We start from the raw sequence: 15,834 nt of genomic DNA, 5'->3' as shown, positions 1-15,834 counted from the left end.
TTTCACTTGTTCCTTGATAAGTTCTTTTAGCAACTGAACTCTTTCCGCATCCTGATTATAACTCTGCGTTTTGAGGATTTGGCTGTAGGCTTTTTCGAGTCTCTTCAAAGCCACTGATAGATAGTTGTCCAATTCCTTTTGCATAGTAGGCCCCTTCCATGGAGATTGTTTGCAAATGACGAGTGAATGATTCACGAATAGTTAATAGTTCTTCAACTTCTTGCAAAGCTGCTGACACACGATCATAGATTTGCACAGGTTGATTAAAGCGAGATAACAAAGCTTCCACAAAAACCTGGAAATAACCGACCTCATCTTTTTTCGACTTCAGAATATCCTGAGCGCAAAGAATTAAGTCCGAAATATCGGAAGTTTGGAAACTTCTTTTAGCTGCCAGTTCTTCTCGCGTTGGCAATACTTCAAAGGCTTTCTTCAACCACTGACGGTATTGTTCCGACTTTTCATTCCAAGCAGACAAAACATTCTGCAGTTCTCCCGTCGGATGAGAGTTTAAAAACTCAGCCGCTGCCAAAGCGTAAAAGGGCTCAACTTGGGAATTGGCCTTATCTAAATACAAAGTCCACACGGCTTTTTCTAAAGAAAGCTGTAAACTTCTTTGCGCCATCTTTTCGCCGCTCAACTGATCCCATACCGCACCGAAAACCTGTTCAACGGATACATCCTCAGCGCAAAGATGAGTTGGCTGAGGACAAGCTTGCGAGTGCACGCAAGGCGCACAGCCAGCTTGAGTTTGAATAACCAAGGCTTGAGAAGAATAAGCTGCCGTCTTTGAAGGATCACTGCTTCCAATAGCGATTTCCACAATCGGGGTGCCGATCTGAGCCGCCATGTGTTTAATACTTGTATCTCCGGTGACCAACAAAGCCGCACTTTGCAAGTGCTTGCGCGCTTCGGGCAGATCACAGATTAGAAGATCTTTTTCAGAGAAGAACTCCAACAAGGTTTCTCTTTCAAAAGAGGCCCCCAGAACCATGACTTCGTAATCCACCAAAGAAATTTCTATTGTGCGCTTCAATTGAGCGAATCGTTCAAGTCCCCAGTTTTTCTTGGAGTCGCTTGTAAGACACTGAAGCAGCACGAGTTTGCTTTTTTTACGTGGCGTCGTTGCAATTTCCGTCTGCACTGGGATATCAAAAGCTTTCCCCAGAAGCTCGACGTAATGGAACAAAGATTTTTGAGTTCCAGAAAAGCGATCGTTAAAGTATCTAAGCCAACGGTTCGACAAACCTTGAAAGCGTCCCTCCGCCTGGTAAAGACCACGCTTATCAGCGATCTCAAGAGTCCCCAGCAAATAAGCGCTTAGTTTGTTATGAGTCAAGTTGATCGCTTGATCAAACCCTTGCCCATTAAGGCTTTCCACAAGTTTTTCCACCTGCTGATACGACCATAAAATGTTCGCCGAAGCGTCACTTAAGCCCTTTTGCAAAGTTTCACGCTCGAAATAGATATAATGATCGACCACCCCATCCAAAATCTTTTCGACATTGGCGAACTGACGATTTAAGAGCAAATGAATTTCGGCGTGAGGATTTTTCTCACGCAGACCTTTAAGCAATGGAGCTTGTTGAATAATGTCGCCCAATCTTAAGAGCGACAGAACTAATATCTTCATTATTTCACCAATTCACCGAGAATACGGAAAATCTGTTTTTTGTTCTCTGGCATCACAGAGGCTTCCACCACTGGAATCACATCCTTGATGGACAAGAGCTTGTTCTGCTCTAGATAAAGCGCCTTCATATTGATGCTGAACTCTTCAAAATGATATTTTACGGACTCTACGGAACGTCCCGTAAGACCCGCGAACACCTCAGAAAAGAACTGAACGTTCTGACCCCAACATTCTTTAAAAGAAAGAACGTAAGAACGATTGTTCAGGATTTCCTGGAAGAATTCTCCTTTATAGATGTCTTGAACGTCTTGAATGATAACGATCTCAACGCGGTCTTGCAGTTCAGGAAACTGCGAGCGGAATACGGGAATCAAAGATTCGCGAGACTCCACAACGCTGATTTTTAAACTGGGATCGACGTCGGCCAATGCCGCGATATGAAATCCGGAGCCCAAACCCACGACGACGACATGAGATGTTGGAATCGCACCCAAAGAATAAACCCACTTAAGACCTTCACCGCGAGGATCACGCAACGAAGCCAAAGACTCACCAGATTCAAACGCCACTAAAGAGGACTCGTGATTTTCAGAAAATGTGATCGACATGATTAAGCCACCTTTTGCGATTGAAGAATTTTCTTTTTTAAAGCGCGAACTTCTTTATGATCCGGGTTCCACAAAAGGACTCTTTCCATTTCAATCAGAGCCTTGTCGACCTGCCCCGCTGAGCAGAAAAGATTGATAAGAACTAAAGACATGTCTTCATCTTCTTCCACAGAAGAAAGATAAGACTGAAGAGCATCGATAGCTTTTTGGATTTTACCGTCACGCAAGCCCCAGTTCGCCGCTAAGTGCACGGCAGTACGGTTTTGCGGATTGATATCCAAAGCAGATTCAATATTGGCCCAAGCAAGGTCGCTATCACCAAATTGGTTGTGAACCATCGCAAGGCCCACCCACGCTTTGTCATTTTCAGGGTTGATTTCAACAGCTTTACGGAAGCAATATAAGGATTTTTCAAAATCGTTTCTTTGAACTTCCAAAGTACCGAAGTTCACAAGCAGTACGTCACTTTGAGCATTCATTGTGTAGGCTTTATTATAGTACTCTTCCGCACCATCAAAATCGCCCTGACGAACAAAGATGTTTCCCATATTCTTATAGACTTCAAAAAGATGATCGTTTTCTTCAGTCAGGATCGCCAAAGCCTCAAAGTATTTATCAAGAGCTTCCTGATCGCGACCTAGTTTATAGAGAGTCGTGGCATAACGGCACATGTTCTCAAAACTATAATCCACTTTCGCCAATGTCTTGCGCGCGATCAAAGCCTCATCCAGGCGAGACGTTGTCTCTAGGCATGAAGCAAGCAACTGCAAAGTGGCAGGATTTTTAGAGTCCACATTGCTGGCTTGACGAAGAAGATTCATCGCCAAAGCGTACTCTTTGTGCTTCATCAACAATTTTGCATTTTGAATAAACTTAGCAACACGAGGATCTTGAACAGAAGTTTCTTTTTCTGTTTGTGATTCGGCTTCAAATTCCGCGATAGCTTGTTGCGGATCAAAATAGATTTTACCGGACTCTTCAATTTGTGATTCGGTATTTGAAATGCTTCCAGAAACTTCACTGGACTTTTGAACGATCTGATTTTCCAACATCTGAATAGGTCTCCTCGAAAGACTGGTAGGAGCAACACAGATGCCAAAGCTTCATTTCATTTTAATTTGATCTGAGGCAAGTTCAGTGGGGAGATTTGACTCTTTGCCTGAACTCGCCGTCATGATTTTGTCAGGAAATATTTTCCTAGACCTCTTCGTTCAAGCGATTATTGAAGGTCTTGCTTTTATAGCTACCCACCGCTTTGCGTGAACGTCGAACTTCTTGCAATTCCTTGATGATAGAGTTTTTCGCCATCTCGATGCAGGCCAAGACTTGGATATCTTGTTCGATAATGCGGGCAACGTATTCATCCTTGATTGCCAACGCCTCTTTCACTTCACGGCGTTCGCCCTCAGTGATTGCGTTTTGTTGAGCTTCTTCGTCGTGCACTTTTTCAATTTGTGCATCAACGTACTTTAGAACTTCAAGAATTCTTTCACGAGTCTGATAGAAGTGTTCCAAGTTATCGAATTGCCCTTGAGCAAAATTCGCCAACTCTACTTCGTTCAGTGAATAGAACTTCTCGAGGTAGTGATTCTTTTCGTTCAACAACGTGATAATCCTAGTCATGTCCCCTCCGTGGGAATTTTTAGCCTGCTTTATCTGTTTCTTTTTTCAATTTTTCAACTGCTTGCACCCAACCATCATAAAGCGTGTTCAGAAGCTTTAGATTCGCTCTTAAAGGTTCTGGATCGCCCGAGATGTTGGCTTTGGTGTATTGTTCCATCATGAACATATAAAGCTGTTCCAGCTGAATAGCGACATCACCGCCGACCTTGTGGTCCAGCGTGTTGTTTAATTCCATGATGATATCGAAAGCACGGCCGATATTCATTCCACGGTCTGCAATCTTCTTTTCTTCGGCAGCTTTGATTGCAAGCTTGGTGAATTTGATGGCTCCTTCATAGAGCATCAAAAGAATTTTTTCGCGACTGGCACTTTGTACCGACGTCGTTTTATATTTCTGATACGCATTCTTGTTCATAGTCCCTCACACCTAAAACTCTAAAAAGTTCTTAACTTAACTACCCTGCTTTCGGAGCCATTGCCGCGAAACGTGCCTGTTGCGCCTGCATGTCCGACATTTTCGATTCCAGATCCGCGAATTTACGTCGCAGACTTTCTTCTTTTCTTTCCAACTGACGCTCTTTGGTTTCGATACGTCCGTTGACCTGATTAATACGATCTGTCAGGCCCTTCTTGCGATTGGCAATCGTACCGAACTGACCGTTTAGCAGGTTTCCGATTTCTCTTTTCAATCCTGACACGAAGCCCGTATTGAAACCGTCGCCTCGGAAGAAGGCGGCCACTCCCGCCGGGTTCGCATTCAACACCTTGTTGAATTTGTCCTGGTTGAAGTTCAAAGTACCATTTCTGTTAAACTCAATTCCCAATTCACCCACACGGCGGATCGGAGTATCAACCCCCATCGTCGGATTTAAAATCACGCGACGAAGTGAGTTTTCGATGGAACGAAGCATTCCATCACCGCCCAAAGGGCCCAGCTTTGGATTCTTCCCGTCACCCGCCTGCAATTTGTTTTGCTTTTGGATGAAGTCCAAGGCCGCATTGTAAGAATCAACGAAACTTTTGATTTTTCCGCTGATCACTTCCAAATTTTCTTTCACGCTCATACGGATTTCACGTCCCGGAGCCGCAGATTTAAAGTCCAACGTCACTCCCGGAATCAAATCCGTGGATTTATTATCAGGAAGCTCGATTTCAAATCCGTCTACCTTCACCTTCGCGTTTTGCGCCGGGCGGGATTGATCGAAGTACATATCCTGGTCCCCATCCAAAAGATAAATCTTCGGGAAAGTCACCTGGCTGTCTTTTCCTGTGGAAAGACCAGAGATCAAAAGTTTAAAAGGATTATCCGCATCCTTTCGGTCTTCCAAAACTTGTGCTTTCAATCCCACGTTGGCGGCGTTGATTTGTTTCATCACGCCTTCTAACGTCGAATTTTTGCCGTTAATATAAACTTCTTTCACGCCTTCGGGTGTATCGAACTTGATGTAGCCCACACCGATTTGCGTTTCATTCTTATCGGGAAAACCGTTTGAAATCGCCGCGGGCTTTTGCGCCAACTGCACAACTTCAATCGAATAGTCCCCTGGAATTGCCGAATTGGGATCTACCTGTCCCTCAATCACATTCGGATCACCGCTGACAAATTTCTTGTCGATAAATCCGCTTGTCGAAGTCAGTTCACCCAGATTTTTGGTGATATCGCTGACTTTTGTTTCCAACTCAGTGACAAGTTTTAATTTGTCTTCCTGCTTGGTCTTCTGCACTTCCATTTGTTTCACAGGAATACGCTCAGCTTCCATCAGCTGCTCAACGATATTTGGTGGTAAGCCAGAGGCCATCCCTGAAAAACGTATTCCTGCCATGAATTCATTGTGTCAAAGTGAGGCAAGAACCGTGAGTCAATTAAATGTCTCTCGAAAGGGCCAGTGGAGAGCGTTTCCGGGCTCTAATGGATTTTAGACGGCAGAGATTTTGACGGAAGCGGATTTCTCTGGACGTCGATCTAGGAAGCAATTGCTGTGAATACAAAAATAATTAAGCAGAACGCTTCAACAACTGCCCTCGATGAGAGTTGTCAGAGGGAAGAGTCCACAATTCTAGTTCGGGAATGCGACGGATGACCGTTCCCAGATTGTCTTTCACAAGGACGAAGCGACCTTTTTCATCAGCATCAAGCTCGACAGTCCACTTATGTTCTTTCATTGCGGGTAGGTTGCGCAGATGCTCCATCGCTTTTTCAAGCTGCTCATCTGTCATGGGCTCGCGCTGTTCTTGATTGCCACCGTACATCTCTTGTCCGTTGGCGTCGCGATCATTGGTCTGATCTGACTTAATAGCCTGCCCCGTGCGGTCGACAGAGCGAACCTCAGTGTTGGGCAGAATATTTGAAATCATTCCTTTGATATTCATACGAGGTTCTTATCGGATTTTCGAAGAGCGAACTTAAATTTCGTCACCTTCGTCGAGGCCTATTTCATATAGACGACGCTATACAACGATTCTTTCAGTTCTTCTTTGGTGACCCACACGTTGCCTTTTTCACAGCGTTTGTGAAATTTTGCGTAGTAAATAGAGCAATCGCTGCCCCAGGTATTTCGAATCAAGTATTGGCATTTTCCGCCGATCTTCTTGCGCGCGGCGATCACGCTTGAATGATCCGCATGCTTGTTGTCTTCCCCTTCTTCGGGAGCCATCAATGAGTACGCGTTATATCCAATGCCAGCAATACGGCCATTTTCTAACGCATGATCAATGGTTGCAAAAAGCTTTTTAGATCCCTCTTCTTTGTTGATCTCGCCTTTTTTGATACGCGCTTCGTATTCTTCAAGGCTATCACCGAACTTCGTCATGACTGGAACGAGAGGAACAGGCCACGGCTTGCGCTGACAACGGCGATCGCGTTCATCTTCATACACGCTGGTGATGGCAACGGAAAAGGGATCAACGACGGCGGAAGTGAAATCGGCCTGGGACTGAAATAGACCGCAGTTGTTCTGTTTTATATGCGCTTCGTTTCGCTTCTTATACAGTTTTGTGATCTGGCCAAAAAACTTTGTCTGATTGGATTCTGTAGAGGGAAAGTTCTTCTCTGTGCACATGCCTTTGGTGTTTGCCAAAATAATAGCAGCATCTTCCTGGCCTCCAGTATCCATCAAACCTTCTTTGCGTAAGATATGCTCCGGATCGTATTTGCCCGCGGATGCTAGGCGAATTCCTTGAAGACGTGTGTAAATTTCTGGATTTTCCTGCAGATAGTTTTTCACCTCAGGCTGAGTAGACTCTTCCAGCTTATAAGGGTCAGCCAAGATGAAAGTTGAAGCGATGTCGGTCGCCGAAACACGGGTTTTCACTCGTTGAGAAATAAGGTCCGCCGAAGTGTAAGCAAAACACCAGCTCAGTTCGCCTTGATCTCGGTTCGGGCCAAGCTCCTGGCGGTAATCAATAGTCGAACAACTTTCCTCTGCGTGAGCCGCAGAAAAAATCATTAAAGATAGAAGAAGTCCCATGACGTTCATAATGAAGAACTTATCGGAGTTCGCCTTGGATCTCTTTATCACAGCCGATTCAACGTTCATGCCTCTTGTCTCATATTGAGACTTCCATTTCTATAGTCCAGCGCCCCTCACCGTCACCTGTCCTATTCGCAGGCAGACGCCAGGTGTTCAATCCCTGCTGAAAGCGTTAAAACTGGGGCACGGCTTTCGCACTCTTCAAGTCGGATCTTTACGTTTAAAAAAGGAGAGAAATTATGAAAATCATGGCTACGCTACTGTCTTTATCAATCGGTTTATCTGTTCAGGCTGCATCTGCGGGTGTGGAGTGCATTACGCAAACCAACCGCTTTGATTTTGTCACAGTGGATCGCGATGGTGGCGAAGAGACTTTGACAATCCACCACTTGAGCGAGTCTAAAGAGCGTTTCCTTGTCACTCATAACAACAACGGCAGCGTGATCGCAATCAAGGACAATGATCTAGATGGCGGAGCTTCTCGTCGTGGTGTTGCTTTAATTTACGAAGCTAATGGGCGTGGCGGATTGGCTTTGGATGGCGATATTATTGAAGTCACTTGCCAAAAGAAATAGGATCTTAGAATTAAGACTTTCGATAGGGAATTGGCAGACACCAGTTCCCTTTTTTTATTTCATTTCCGCTGCCCCACCCCTTTAAATCAGCCGTGTGACTCTCACAACTATCAACATACATATTTCAATTCTTTGATCCCAGTCTACGCCTTGTGTACCCTTGCCTCGTTATCAGAATTCATGGAGGTGATGGATGTCTCTGAAAAAGCTACTCTTGGCTTATGTGGTCCTGCAGGCAGCGTGTGCAAATGGCAGCTCAAATGGCGCAGAAGAGTCTTTAGGATCTTCCCGCGAGCCCACGTTAGTAAAAACAAATTTTATGACCGGGTTGCAGAATCCCTGGGACCTTGCGTTTCTTCCTGACGGCACAATGTTTTACACCGAAAAATGCCGTGGCCTTTCCATGCGTAAAACTGACGGCAGTGTTGTTCGCCTTTTCGGCACATCTGGCTCAACTCTTGTTGCGAATGATCTTTTCTGCGAAGGTCAATCGGGTGTTCATGGTGTCGCTTTAGATCCAAACTTTGCGGTGAATCGTTTGATTTACGTTTACATGGCTTCGAATCTTTCAAGCCCTCGCACCAATCGCGTCGTGAAGCTGACGTTATCGCAAGATTTATCCACGGCATTAAGTCGTACCGATATCGTCACAGACATCTCTTATAAAAATGCCGCGAACAATTGGGGTGGGGCAGGATCTCACAGTGGCGGCCGCATTCGTTTTGACAGCAATGGATACCTATACGTCACTACGGGCGATAATCACAATGGTCCACTCCCTCAAGATGTCACAAAGCTGGGTGGGAAAGTTTTACGTATCGATACCAGCGGCAATGGAGCTCCGAACAACAATTTTCCTTCCGGTGGTGATCCGCGTATCTTCACCTTTGGTCATCGCAACGTTCAGGGCATCACTTTTCATCCCGTAACAGGTCAGCCCTATATCTCCGAACACGGCCCAAATCACAGCGATGAAGTCACTCGTCTTGTTGCCGGGGGCAATGGTGGCTGGGATCCAAAACCAGAACCCGGGGTCACCTGTGCAGATAACTATTGTGGTTACATCTCGAACAAACCCAGCGGCATTCCGACACCCATGACGGACTTAGAAAAGTTTCCGAATGCCATGCGTCCTACAGTTGTCTACGCGGATTCTCAAGGTATGGGACCTGCCACATTCCTCACGGGATCTAAATGGCGTGCGTGGGAAGGTAATCTTGCCGTGGGCATGATGGCAGCTCAACGTATGGACGTCTTTTACTTAAATAGTTCTGGAGAGCGAGAAGCCACAACCACCGCGACATTACCTTCGGCTCGCATGCGTTCGTTAGTAATGGGTCCTGACAGCAATCTGTATATTGCGACCGATGAAGGCCAGATATGGAAAGTAGAACCGCAGTAGTGAGAGGAAGAGCTCTTCATAAATGGAAGAGCTCTTTTATTTAAAATCCTCACTGGCAATAATGAACTCGGAATTAGCGAGCCCAGAATCTGCAATAGTAAGCACCGTGAGCCCGCGACTCCCTTACTGATGAAGTCACAGTTTCACCTGGATAAACTTGCTCATCAATCTGCTTACGGATTTCAAGATCCTCTCCCTTAGACCCCAAACGAGAAAATCCAAACTCAACGTATTTCATACTCAGAGTTTCATCTGATTGGTTGCTCAATGAGCAATGCCACACATGACCTGATCTTGAAACCTGGCCATAGTGACTTTCAAGAGCAAATGCAGATGAAGAAGCCATTAATAATAGTGATGCTAGAACAATTTTCATAAATACCTCCGTTTTCTGTGAGGCACTTACAAAATTACGACACGATTCAACGGTCAAGGAAACCGCCATTACGTTCTGATCACTTAGAATTTTTTTGGTAATTTGAATCTTATCACAAGATTTTTTTGACCGACGACATTTGCAGTCACAGTAATGACAAATACGAAAAGCCTTCTTGCAAGGCCTGTTAGTACCCCAAGGAAGCGTTACAGCTTCCTTGGGTAGGTTGGTACCGGGAGGGAACGGAGGTGCCCTCCCAGATCAAACTTTTTATTTCTTATATTAATTAACCAATCAATCTCAATGCTGAGTTTGGCATCGCATTCGCTTGCGCCAACACCGCAGTATTTGCCTGCAATAGTACTGAGTTACGAGTCGACTCAGCAGATGCTGCAGCTACGTCAGTGTCACGGATACGAGAGTTCGCAGCAGAGATGTTCTCATGTTGCACACCCAAGTTATCAACTGTGGATTGCAAGCGGTTTTGAAGGGCACCGAGATTCGCGCGGTAACCGTTCACTTGAGATTGGGCTTTATCCACTAGCTCAAGAGCCTCTTGCGCACCCGCTTTGGAAGAGAAGTCGAAAGAATCAATTCCAAGTGCTGCAATTGTTGAATCTGTTTCACCTGCATTGAACGAGATTCTGTCTGCTTCTTCGTTGTTGTTGATACCAACTTGGAAGTCGAACTTATCACCAGAACCATCAAGAAGTTTTGTAGTTCCGAATTTAGTTGTTTGAGTAATACGTTGAGCTTCAGCTTTTAATTGTTGAACCTCTTTATCCAAGAAGCCACGCTCAGTGTCACCAACAGTATCAGATGAAGCCTGAACACCTAGTTCTCTCATACGAGTCAAGATGTTAGAAATTTCACTCAAGCCACCCTCTGCAGTTTGTACCATTGAGATACCATCGTTGGCGTTACGGCCTGCTTGGCTCAATGATCTGATTTGCGATTTCAAGTTTTCACTGATCGCCAATCCCGCAGCGTCATCTGCCGCTTTGTTGATACGTGATCCAGAAGACAATTGCTCCATGGATTTACCGATTGAACGCTGAGAAGTAATCATAGTTCTCTGTGCGTTGATCGCTGATACGTTAGTAGAAATTCTCATTCCCATGTGGGACCCCCATTAATTGCGGCAGCCTTATACCTACTTAGGCTTGCCTGTTGTACACGTTAGTGACTTCACTTTTGTCGGGTTCCTCTGCTAACGATTCTCTTCAGGCAGTCACTCCATCCGAGTCTCTCGAGTACTTCGACTTAAGTTCCGTCGTTGCTTCTGACATACCTTTCGGCGAGGTCTGTGAAGCCTTTAGTCGCGTCCTGCAAAACTAGACCATCATCCAGATAAACCTAGACCAACATCCTGAAAACCAGCCCAAAATCCGTCCAAATCCCAAACCAAAGTCCAGCCCAAGACCAAAAGCCCCCCGACCAAAAGGTGCCTGCTTCTTTTTTGGGTCTACACCGCGTTAACAGAAATTTTTAGGGGAAGCTTGAATATTCGAGTCACGAACGTATAGCTATTTTCACTCGACGTAAGTGCGTCGTTTCAACAGAAAAGAACACTGGCGCGAAGGTTCCTGCAATACGAAGTATCGACAATGTAACGATGATGTTGCCTGCTTATAGCGGATGCTTTTCTAAAATTGAAGGTCGCTTGTTCTGCGGAGAAAGTTTAAAAGTTGGCTTCCTCAAAGCAACTCGCACTTCCTCCATGCATTGTGGGTCTGGTGTCGTGTTCAGCCATTTCAACGTTTCAGTTCTTGATGAAAAGAAACCCCAGTTCTCGTCTTCGGAGACAGGAACGTCCATCCATCTATTTCCCAAGAGTCCTTGCAAAGAAGAGTAAGGATACTCTTCGACCTTATTACAGAGTCCGGCAGCTACAGGGTTTCGATAAACATATTTATAGGCGTGAAGATAATAAAGCGGATTATCTATTAGAGTACGGTGAAAACGTGATCCGTAAGTTTGGTTGATACGGAAGCTGTTAAAAGAAATCTCCCGGCTTGTTTCTCGCATGAAATATCTCATAGCCTCACTAAGATTAGCATCCGGAGTACGAACTATCATATGGAAGTGATTGCTCATCAAAACAAAAGAATGAATTCGCAGATTGAATGCGCCATTCAAGAAATACAGATTTCTAGACATAACTTCCCAGATGAAATCCATGTCTAAAGAAAACCAATCTCGATTAATACATCGCGCGGTCACGTGATAAGGAAATTCTGTGTGATTGTGGAATATCGGTCGTCCCATGAAGTGGGACTAATGCAAAGGAAAAAGGGTGATGTAACTCACCTAAGTTCGATCGGGATATTGCTGCGGTCCGAAGCTCAGATTCTGCCTTTTGATGCGGTGTAGACCCAAAAAAGAAGCAGGCACCTTAAAAATCCCTGGGAGCGGGTGCTCCCAGGGTGGGCTTAAGACACGAGAGGTATATGTGGGCGACCCCTCATTCTCGAATGAGACCCTATCCCAGTAAGGCCCCACTCGATATCGTAGTGTACGAATATGGTTTTTGATTTTTTATTATACTAGTTTCATTGCCACATTTGGTAACTGGTTGGCTTGAGCCAAAACCGATACCGCTGTGTTTTGCAAGATACTTGCTGACGCCATTTCTGCTGTTTCCTTCGCCACGTCAGTGTCGCGGATACGAGAGTTGGCTGATGACAAGTTTTCGTAAGAAACGTCGAGGTTACTTACCGTAGATTCAAGTCGCGATTGCATCGCACCGAAACTCGCGCGCAGTGAACCGACTTTTTGGATGGCTTCGTCGACGGATTCCAGAGTGCTACGCGCTCCTGATTTATCCGCCACATCGATACCGCTGATTCCCAGTGAACTGGTTGTCGCGTCGGCATCGAAGTCGAAGGCGATGATATTTTCTTCTCCACCGTAGGCACCGACGTGGAATTCCAATTTACCACCGGAACCATCTAGGAGTTTTGTATTACCGAACGTAGTGGTCTTAGCAATACGGTCTGCTTCTTGGATGAGTTGCTGGGCCTCATTGTTGAGGAACCCGCGCTCCGTATCACTGACAGTATCAGAGGCCGCCTGTACTCCGAGCTCGCGGAGACGAATCAGGATATTTGAAACTTCGCTCAATCCACCCTCACCCACTTGCGAGAATGAAATCGCGTTGTTCGCGTTATTACGCGCTTGCGCAATACCTTTTAACTGTCCTTTGAAATTTTCTGAGATCGCCAAACCGGCAGCGTCGTCGGCGGCGTTTACGATACGAGAACCCGACGCAAGAGCTTGCGCTGAATGTTCCGCTCGTTTTTGTTGTTTGGATAGCACACGTTGTGCTGCGATTGATGCAGTGTTTGTTGCGATTCTTAAGCCCATGAGAACCTCCTAAGGGATTGAGATCTCGCGCGCTGATTTTACGGAACTATTCATGGACCTAGGCAGCACCACTTGCCATCAGAACAATCTTGAATCCCACCAACGTACGATGATCAGTTTTTTAAAATTTACTAACTCACTAAAAAATAAATTTAAAAATTAGGTTGGAGGGTCCCTCGGGATCAGGGTGACTGTCCCGATCTTCGAGGAACCGAGCCATCAGAGAAGGTTGCCTTTAGGAACTCTTTCGAGTTTTGGAGGGGTCCGAGCGTCTGAAGCTTTGCACCAACGTGTACGAGAAACTCTTCGGACCATGGTCCAGGAAACTTTAGGGCTTAGGTCTAGGAATTTTCTCAGGACCGCGCTTAAGTATTGAAAAGACTGGATATTAAGGACCAAAAAATTTTAAGACGAAGGTCTAGGGAGGCCTCGACCAAAGGATTGAAAGCAAGAAATTCTCAACGCTTATGTTACATATTTTTAGAAACGGAGATCGTTTAATCCCAGGATATTAATTCCGGCAAAAGTAGAATCCCCAAAGTTGTTTTTCACATAATCAATAAGCGGAATTTCGACGACGAACTGAGACCCGCGTTTAAAACTTGCGTGACGGAAGATGATCTGACCGTCGCGTTCAAAGAAAACTCCCTGATGAGAAATATCCAACGCCGTTCCGATGGCCTCTTTCACTTTCCAATTTACACGAACGATATTGATCACACCTGCCTTGGGAAAATAACGAAGCAAATCCCGATTAGAAACCAAGGTCTTTTTATCTATGAAATTAAGACGAACTTTTTCCTGACCCATGCTCTGGGTACTTGCGCGAATGTATTCGATCTTCTTTGCCTCGTTGTCCTTCGCCTTCACCATGTCGGGAGCTTGGCGCGCAAACCAAGTGTTCTTTTCAATGAGAGTTTCCAACGTCGACGTCTGGGAAGATCCTACATCCCTGGTGATGTCCCGCAAAACTCCAAGTCGTTCTGCATTTGGATTCCAATCGACACTCGTGAAATGATTGCGTGTGAAAAGACTGACGTTGCCATTCATGTAGCGAATCTGTGTCAGTAAACTTTTAAAAGATTCTTCTGAAGAAACTAACGAAAGTGCTACGACGGTTTCAACATAAGTTGTGCAATCAAACGCATCAAAACGAAAGAGCGGGTCGTTATCAAAAGAAGATGTGCTTCCCTCTCCAAGCGCGCCACCCAGGTAAGGTTTTCCTAAGAATTGAGCCGAAAAGAAATCAACGCGATCACGCAGTGGTTTCGAAAGAACAGCGTGTTCTTGAGCTTTAGCAAAGAGCTTGTGAAGTTCGCTTTCAGCAGCACGTTCAATCACGACCGAAGCCGCCGACGATGAAACCTGCGCCAACACATGCGGCGACGCAATTCCCGCAAATAAGATAATCATTAAAGGCTTCACAACTGATTTCATAATAAACGTCCTGGGTTATACCGGGATTCTTCCAAGCAAAAACTAGGTCAGCCTAAAGCGCGATATAGGCCCGTAAGAGTGTGTATCAAATTGACACGGCGACAGTTTAGGGACAAAAACACGGGTCTCGTTGTGCCAGAAATTCCCATTAGATCTACCTGTTTTCATTCGCAGATTAAAGCAATTGCTCTAGATTTTTTCGAGTGAATTTCATTGACTGAAAATCGTCTTCACGAGTTTTATGCTCCAGCAAAGGAGAACTTTCATGAAGAAAATTTTGGGATTCATTCTGACGATGTCTTTTTCCGCTTCTAGTTTTGCACAATCTGAAACCACAGGTACCTCCATCACTCCCGCACCAAAACCTCCGTCGGTTTTTCTTACTTACAGCTATTACAAATACGATCTTCAAGGTACGAACAATGCCAACACACGCATTTACGGTTTTGATGCGTCGACCGTCGACGTGAATATGATCACAGCAACGTGGCTTTACAGTCCGACATGGACGTTCCTTGCTTTTGTTCCGCATATTAAAAATATGGTCGAGACAAAATATGAACCGATTCCGGGCGGCCTCAATTTCAAAACGCGCGATTACACCGAAGGGATCGGGGATGTTCGTTTGATGGCGATGACTGCGACATACGCGAAAGAAGCACATCTTGTTCTTTCCGACATCAGCGTGACTTTGCCGACAGGAAGCATTGACGAAACATTCACTTCGAATCCATCACAAACAGCGGCCTATAACATGCAGTTGGGTTCGGGCACTGCGGATCTCATCTTGGGTTCGACTTATTCCCTGAATCTTGCGAAATGGGTGAACTCGGCGCGAGGTCAGCTCACTGTGCGCGGCGGAAGAAATGCCAAAGGTTGGGCCTTAGGAAACGAGTTCCTCACCCAGCTTTCAAGCAAATATCGTATAACGTCCTTTTTTGAAGCAGGAGTGGTTGGTAACTACAAAGCTCGCGACGCCGTTCAAGGGCGAGATGAAGGCTATGAAAAGAACAACAACTGGAATCACGTCGCTCGTGGCGATGGACATCAGTACTATCATGCTCCGCAAATCAACTGGGATGCAGAAGTTGTCGGTAAACTCTCTACCCCCACGCCTTACTATGGAGCAACGGCCGCTCTGGAGGCTGGCGTTTCCTTTTACAGAGATGCGATTAACAAAGACGACATTCGCTTGGACATGCCGTATTGGGTTTCTGCTTCCGTCACAGGAAGCTTCTAAAAGAGTATATGCGTTTAGAGGGCATGATCCCATCGGCCCCTCTGAAAGAATAACAAGGCCTCGTGAGGACGTATTGACGGCCCTCACGGCCTCCCATAAAAAGA

The 15,834-nt window shown here is 45.5% G+C and carries 16 protein-coding genes; 3 read left to right on the top strand and 13 right to left on the bottom strand.

Features of this window, described 5'->3' with window-relative positions; all coding sequences use genetic code 11:
* Nucleotides 1-55: 55 nt before the first annotated feature.
* The 8 genes from ACLWBD_RS02745 to ACLWBD_RS02710 form a co-directional block, all read right to left on the bottom strand.
* Nucleotides 56-1,633: a glycosyltransferase family 9 protein gene (locus ACLWBD_RS02745; protein ID WP_413569445.1), complete on the bottom strand. Its 1,578-nt coding sequence runs from the start codon at nucleotides 1,631-1,633 to the stop codon at nucleotides 56-58.
* Nucleotides 1,633-2,241: a hypothetical protein gene (locus tag ACLWBD_RS02740; RefSeq protein ID WP_063206336.1), complete on the bottom strand. Its 609-nt coding sequence runs from the start codon at nucleotides 2,239-2,241 to the stop codon at nucleotides 1,633-1,635. The genes ACLWBD_RS02745 and ACLWBD_RS02740 overlap by 1 nt, the downstream gene beginning before the upstream one ends.
* Nucleotides 2,242-2,243: 2 nt before the next feature.
* The gene (locus tag ACLWBD_RS02735; RefSeq protein WP_063206335.1) at nucleotides 2,244-3,293 is read right to left on the bottom strand and encodes a tetratricopeptide repeat protein; all 1,050 of its coding nucleotides are present in this window, start codon (nucleotides 3,291-3,293) and stop codon (nucleotides 2,244-2,246) included.
* Between the two features lie 145 nt (nucleotides 3,294-3,438).
* Nucleotides 3,439-3,864: a hypothetical protein gene (locus ACLWBD_RS02730; RefSeq protein ID WP_413569444.1), complete on the bottom strand. Its 426-nt coding sequence runs from the start codon at nucleotides 3,862-3,864 to the stop codon at nucleotides 3,439-3,441.
* Nucleotides 3,865-3,883: 19 nt separating this feature from the next.
* Nucleotides 3,884-4,279 carry a flagellar export chaperone FliS gene (gene fliS / locus ACLWBD_RS02725; RefSeq protein ID WP_063243687.1) on the bottom strand — a complete coding sequence of 132 codons (396 nt, stop codon included), beginning with the start codon at nucleotides 4,277-4,279 and terminating at the stop codon, nucleotides 3,884-3,886.
* A gap of 40 nt (nucleotides 4,280-4,319) precedes the next feature.
* Nucleotides 4,320-5,687 (bottom strand): flagellar filament capping protein FliD, encoded by a 1,368-nt coding sequence (gene fliD / locus ACLWBD_RS02720; protein WP_063206332.1) that lies wholly within the window; start codon nucleotides 5,685-5,687, stop codon nucleotides 4,320-4,322.
* A 172-nt stretch (nucleotides 5,688-5,859) separates the two neighbouring features.
* Nucleotides 5,860-6,234, bottom strand: a complete 375-nt coding sequence (locus ACLWBD_RS02715; RefSeq protein ID WP_063243686.1) for a hypothetical protein — start codon at nucleotides 6,232-6,234, stop codon at nucleotides 5,860-5,862.
* A 59-nt stretch (nucleotides 6,235-6,293) separates the two neighbouring features.
* A complete protein-coding gene (locus tag ACLWBD_RS02710) occupies nucleotides 6,294-7,400 on the bottom strand; it encodes a hypothetical protein (RefSeq protein ID WP_063206330.1) in 1,107 nt (368 codons plus the stop codon).
* Nucleotides 7,401-7,573: 173 nt separating this feature from the next.
* Here ACLWBD_RS02710 and ACLWBD_RS02705 point away from each other — a divergent pair, with 173 nt between their 5' ends.
* Both ACLWBD_RS02705 and ACLWBD_RS02700 read left to right on the top strand, forming a co-directional pair.
* Nucleotides 7,574-7,909 carry a hypothetical protein gene (locus ACLWBD_RS02705; RefSeq protein WP_063206329.1) on the top strand — a complete coding sequence of 112 codons (336 nt, stop codon included), beginning with the start codon at nucleotides 7,574-7,576 and terminating at the stop codon, nucleotides 7,907-7,909.
* Nucleotides 7,910-8,102: 193 nt separating this feature from the next.
* The gene (locus ACLWBD_RS02700) at nucleotides 8,103-9,311 is read left to right on the top strand and encodes a PQQ-dependent sugar dehydrogenase (protein ID WP_413569443.1); all 1,209 of its coding nucleotides are present in this window, start codon (nucleotides 8,103-8,105) and stop codon (nucleotides 9,309-9,311) included.
* 73 nt (nucleotides 9,312-9,384) lie between these two features.
* On the opposite strand, the gene ACLWBD_RS02695 is transcribed toward ACLWBD_RS02700, so the two are convergent.
* The 5 genes from ACLWBD_RS02695 to ACLWBD_RS02675 form a co-directional block, all read right to left on the bottom strand.
* Nucleotides 9,385-9,687, bottom strand: coding sequence for a hypothetical protein (locus ACLWBD_RS02695; protein WP_063206327.1), 303 nt, complete (start codon nucleotides 9,685-9,687; stop codon nucleotides 9,385-9,387).
* 286 nt (nucleotides 9,688-9,973) lie between these two features.
* Nucleotides 9,974-10,807 carry a flagellin gene (locus ACLWBD_RS02690; RefSeq protein ID WP_063206326.1) on the bottom strand — a complete coding sequence of 278 codons (834 nt, stop codon included), beginning with the start codon at nucleotides 10,805-10,807 and terminating at the stop codon, nucleotides 9,974-9,976.
* A gap of 509 nt (nucleotides 10,808-11,316) precedes the next feature.
* Nucleotides 11,317-11,955 carry a transposase gene (locus ACLWBD_RS02685; protein ID WP_413569442.1) on the bottom strand — a complete coding sequence of 213 codons (639 nt, stop codon included), beginning with the start codon at nucleotides 11,953-11,955 and terminating at the stop codon, nucleotides 11,317-11,319.
* A 273-nt stretch (nucleotides 11,956-12,228) separates the two neighbouring features.
* Entirely contained in the window at nucleotides 12,229-13,053 is an 825-nt protein-coding gene (locus ACLWBD_RS02680) for a flagellin (RefSeq protein WP_063243680.1), read from the bottom strand.
* A 480-nt stretch (nucleotides 13,054-13,533) separates the two neighbouring features.
* Nucleotides 13,534-14,490, bottom strand: coding sequence for an N-acetylmuramoyl-L-alanine amidase-like domain-containing protein (locus ACLWBD_RS02675; protein ID WP_413569441.1), 957 nt, complete (start codon nucleotides 14,488-14,490; stop codon nucleotides 13,534-13,536).
* Between the two features lie 265 nt (nucleotides 14,491-14,755).
* On the opposite strand from ACLWBD_RS02675, the gene ACLWBD_RS02670 reads away from it, so the two are divergent.
* Entirely contained in the window at nucleotides 14,756-15,730 is a 975-nt protein-coding gene (locus ACLWBD_RS02670) for a hypothetical protein (protein ID WP_413569440.1), read from the top strand.
* Nucleotides 15,731-15,834: the final 104 nt, after the last annotated feature.

This window comes from Bdellovibrio sp. HCB117, assembly GCF_047305915.1.
GTDB classification, from domain to species: Bacteria; Bdellovibrionota; Bdellovibrionia; order Bdellovibrionales; family Bdellovibrionaceae; genus Bdellovibrio; species Bdellovibrio bacteriovorus_B.
The sequence above is the reverse complement of the archived record's forward strand: the minus strand, read 5'-3'. Positions and strand labels throughout refer to the sequence as shown.

Coding starts and splice junctions, on each gene's coding strand:
- ACLWBD_RS02700 (WP_413569443.1), top strand. CDS start 8,103: ATGTCTCTGAAAAAGCTACTCTTGGCTTATGTGGTCCTGCAGGCAGCG.
- ACLWBD_RS02705 (WP_063206329.1), top strand. CDS start 7,574: ATGAAAATCATGGCTACGCTACTGTCTTTATCAATCGGTTTATCTGTT.
- ACLWBD_RS02695 (WP_063206327.1), bottom strand. CDS start 9,687: ATGAAAATTGTTCTAGCATCACTATTATTAATGGCTTCTTCATCTGCA.
- ACLWBD_RS02670 (WP_413569440.1), top strand. CDS start 14,756: ATGAAGAAAATTTTGGGATTCATTCTGACGATGTCTTTTTCCGCTTCT.
- ACLWBD_RS02745 (WP_413569445.1), bottom strand. CDS start 1,633: ATGAAGATATTAGTTCTGTCGCTCTTAAGATTGGGCGACATTATTCAA.
- ACLWBD_RS02710 (WP_063206330.1), bottom strand. CDS start 7,400: ATGAACGTTGAATCGGCTGTGATAAAGAGATCCAAGGCGAACTCCGAT.
- ACLWBD_RS02715 (WP_063243686.1), bottom strand. CDS start 6,234: ATGAATATCAAAGGAATGATTTCAAATATTCTGCCCAACACTGAGGTT.
- ACLWBD_RS02675 (WP_413569441.1), bottom strand. CDS start 14,490: ATGAAATCAGTTGTGAAGCCTTTAATGATTATCTTATTTGCGGGAATT.
- ACLWBD_RS02730 (WP_413569444.1), bottom strand. CDS start 3,864: ATGACTAGGATTATCACGTTGTTGAACGAAAAGAATCACTACCTCGAG.
- ACLWBD_RS02740 (WP_063206336.1), bottom strand. CDS start 2,241: ATGTCGATCACATTTTCTGAAAATCACGAGTCCTCTTTAGTGGCGTTT.
- fliD (WP_063206332.1), bottom strand. CDS start 5,687: ATGGCAGGAATACGTTTTTCAGGGATGGCCTCTGGCTTACCACCAAAT.
- ACLWBD_RS02685 (WP_413569442.1), bottom strand. CDS start 11,955: ATGGGACGACCGATATTCCACAATCACACAGAATTTCCTTATCACGTG.
- ACLWBD_RS02735 (WP_063206335.1), bottom strand. CDS start 3,293: ATGTTGGAAAATCAGATCGTTCAAAAGTCCAGTGAAGTTTCTGGAAGC.
- ACLWBD_RS02690 (WP_063206326.1), bottom strand. CDS start 10,807: ATGGGAATGAGAATTTCTACTAACGTATCAGCGATCAACGCACAGAGA.
- ACLWBD_RS02680 (WP_063243680.1), bottom strand. CDS start 13,053: ATGGGCTTAAGAATCGCAACAAACACTGCATCAATCGCAGCACAACGT.
- fliS (WP_063243687.1), bottom strand. CDS start 4,279: ATGAACAAGAATGCGTATCAGAAATATAAAACGACGTCGGTACAAAGT.